General features: G+C 74.5%; 4 protein-coding genes and 1 tRNA gene. 1 reads left to right on the top strand and 4 read right to left on the bottom strand.

Annotation, left to right across the window (positions count from 1 at the left end):
• A partial coding sequence (locus AC1MIR_RS06745) for a hypothetical protein (protein WP_480027416.1) occupies window positions 1–579 on the top strand: 579 nt, incomplete at its 5' end.
• 62 nt (window positions 580–641) lie between these two features.
• Here the strand turns inward: AC1MIR_RS06745 and AC1MIR_RS06740 are convergent.
• From AC1MIR_RS06740 to AC1MIR_RS06725, 4 genes are all read right to left on the bottom strand, one after another.
• Window positions 642–717 (bottom strand) — tRNA-His (locus tag AC1MIR_RS06740).
• 64 nt (window positions 718–781) lie between these two features.
• A complete protein-coding gene (locus AC1MIR_RS06735) occupies window positions 782–1,867 on the bottom strand; it encodes a WD40/YVTN/BNR-like repeat-containing protein (protein ID WP_480027415.1) in 1,086 nt (361 codons plus the stop codon).
• Between the two features lie 3 nt (window positions 1,868–1,870).
• Window positions 1,871–2,140 carry a MoaD/ThiS family protein gene (locus tag AC1MIR_RS06730; protein WP_480027414.1) on the bottom strand — a complete coding sequence of 90 codons (270 nt, stop codon included), beginning with the start codon at window positions 2,138–2,140 and terminating at the stop codon, window positions 1,871–1,873.
• 76 nt (window positions 2,141–2,216) lie between these two features.
• A partial coding sequence (locus tag AC1MIR_RS06725; protein WP_480027413.1) for an aminotransferase class I/II-fold pyridoxal phosphate-dependent enzyme occupies window positions 2,217–2,619 on the bottom strand: 403 nt, incomplete at its 5' end.

Genomic DNA, 2,619 nt, shown 5'->3' with positions numbered 1-2,619 from the left:
GGCGCGGGGGCGCCCGGCGGGGGGGGGCGGGGCCCCGCCCCGCCCGCCGCCGGCGCCGGCGGCCTGCCCGCCGATTGGCGCGTCGCGACCTTCGACGCGCCGTTCTGCACCGCGCTCGACACGCTGCGGCCCATCGCGCAGCCCTTCGGCACGGCGGGCGCGCTGACGGTCGCGCTGGCCGGCGAGGCGACGCGGCTGCGCGACGGCGAACTGGTCACGGTCGTCGTGAACGGGCCGGATTTCCCGGCCTATGTCTATGTCTCCTTCCTGGTGCATGACGGCACGCTGGCGCATCTGCATCCGACCCCGACCGATCCCGCGCGGCGGCTGCCGGCCGGCGGCACGCTGCGGCTCGGCGACCCGGCGATCGGCGGGCCGGCCTGGGCCGTCGGGCCGCCCGATGGCGTGGACCTGGTCATCGCCGTCGCGTCATCGGTCCCGCTGTTCGAGCGGCCCCGGCCGGACGACGATGACACCGGCGCCTATCTGCGCGCGCTGCGCACGGCGATGGAGCAGGCGCGGCGCCGCGGCGCGCGACTGGCGGCGGATGCCTGGCTGCTGGAGACGGTGGCGCGCTGAGCGGCGCGGCGCCGCGGATGCGCGACCCCGTGACATCGCGGCGCGCAGCGATCGGAGGGGGATGGGGCGACCAACGGGACTCGAACCCGTGACATCCAGGACCACAACCTGGCGCTCTACCAACTGAGCTATGGCCGCCACATGACGCCGCCGGGCGAGACCGGCCCGGGGCCGCGGACATAGGGCCGCGGCGCCGGTCCCGTCAACCGGCGCGGAAGGCCAGGGCGGCAACCGGCGGCAGGTGTGCCGCGACATGCCGCCAGGCCTCGCCGCCATCCGCGCTGACCCACAGATTGCCGGTGGTGGAGCCCATCGCCAGCCGCCGTCCCGCGGCATCCGCCGCAAGTCCGTGGCGATAGATCAGGTCGTAGCAATCCGCTTCCGGCAGTCCTGCCCCCAGCACTTCCAGGCTGCGGCCGCCGTCGCGGCTGCGGGTGACGACGAGGCGGCCCGCCACCGGCACCCGGTACTCGTCCTTCACCGCCGGCACGAACCAGGCGGTGTCCTCTTCGCGCGGGTGCGCGACAACGACGAAGCCGAAGCGGGAGGGCGCGGCGGCGGTGACCTCCGCGAAAGTCTCGCCGCCGTCGGTGGAGCGGAAGATCCCGTTGTGATGCTGCACCCAGACGGACCGGGGCGCGGCGGCGCAGGCGGCGATGCGGTGCACGTCCTGCACCACCGGGTCGTGCTCCTGGCCGGGGGGCATGTATTCGTTGCGCATGCCCCGGCCGGCGAGCCGCCAGCTGGCGCCGGCATCGCCGCTGATCCCGACGCCGCCGGTCGAGATCGCCACCGTGACCCGCCGCGCGTCGCGCGGGTCCACCAGGATCGAATGCAGCCCCGGATCGTCGTAGCCGCCGCCCATCCAGCGCGCGCGCTCCGGCACCGCGTGCAGCGACTCCACCAGCGTCCAGCTCGCGCCGCGGTCGGCGCTGCGGAACAGCGCCGCGGGCAGCGTGCCGGCCCAGATCACGCCCGGTTCGCCGGCACCGCCTGCGGCGAGTTCCCACACCATGTCCACCGCCTTGGCGGCCGCATCGCCGGGCGCGGCCGGCAGCGCCGGGCAGGCGATCTCGGTCCAGCTTTCCCCGCCATCGTCGGAGCGGTGCAGCTTCGGGCCGAAATGCCCGTGTCGCAGCGCGGCGTAGAGCGCGCCGGCGCGCGGGTCCGAGAGGACGGCGGAGACTGCCTCGCCGAGGAAGGCGGGGCGGCCCGGCGCATAGCCATCCGGCGCCTCGGGGCAGAGGAACAGGCCCTTGCGCGTGGCGATCAGCAGGCGATCCGGCATGGCCTATCCTCCCGAGAGGGACTGGAACACGAAGACCTCGTCGTCCGGCGCCAGCGCATCGGAGAGCGTGACGCGATCGGCCGCCATGCGGCCGTTGACGAACACGGTCACGTGGCGGCGGAGCCGGCCGTGCTCGTCGAGCAGATAGAGGCGCAGGCGCGGATTGGCGGCGAAGACCTCGTCGAGCGCGGCGCGCAGCGTGCCGCCCGAGGCCTCCATCGCGGGGCAGTCGAGGTGGCGGCGGAGATTGGGGGTGAAGCCGATCCGCGGCATGGCTCCGCCATCATAGCGCCCGCCTCAGTTAACCTACAAGTAAACTATTGGTGGCCGAGGGCCGGCGGTGCGGCCGCTATCCGGCGGCGCGTGAAGGCGCCGCGCGGCGACCCTCCAGCCAGCGCTCCATCCGCTCCAGCGCCGCATCCAGCACGGCATCGCCCTTGCAGAAGGCGAAGCGGACATAGTGGTTCGGCGCGTCCGGACCCGCGTAGAAGGCCGTGACGGGGATCGCCGTCACCTTCGCCTCCACCGTGAGGGTGCGGCAGAAGCTCACGTCGTCGCCGGTCCAGCCCAGCGGGCGGACATCGGTGGTGATGAAGTAGCTGCCCTGGGTCTGCAGCACGCCGAAGCCGAGCCGCGCGAGGCCCGCCGCCAGGCGGTCGCGCTTCGCCTGCAGGGCGGAGGACAGGCCCTCGAAATAGGCATCCTCCGTCATCAGCCCCCCCCCGACGCCGCGCGGCAGGGTCGGGGGCGGG

It is taken from the genome of Falsiroseomonas sp. RANM36, assembly GCF_056682175.1.
Note: the sequence above shows the minus strand (reverse complement) of the source record. Positions and strands in the feature narration are given on the sequence as shown.

What these genes read in the sequence shown, in the direction of transcription:
- AC1MIR_RS06735 (WP_480027415.1), bottom strand. Translation starts at nt 1,867, where the DNA reads ATGCCGGATCGCCTGCTGATCGCCACGCGCAAGGGCCTGTTCCTCTGC.
- AC1MIR_RS06730 (WP_480027414.1), bottom strand. Translation starts at nt 2,140, where the DNA reads ATGCCGCGGATCGGCTTCACCCCCAATCTCCGCCGCCACCTCGACTGC.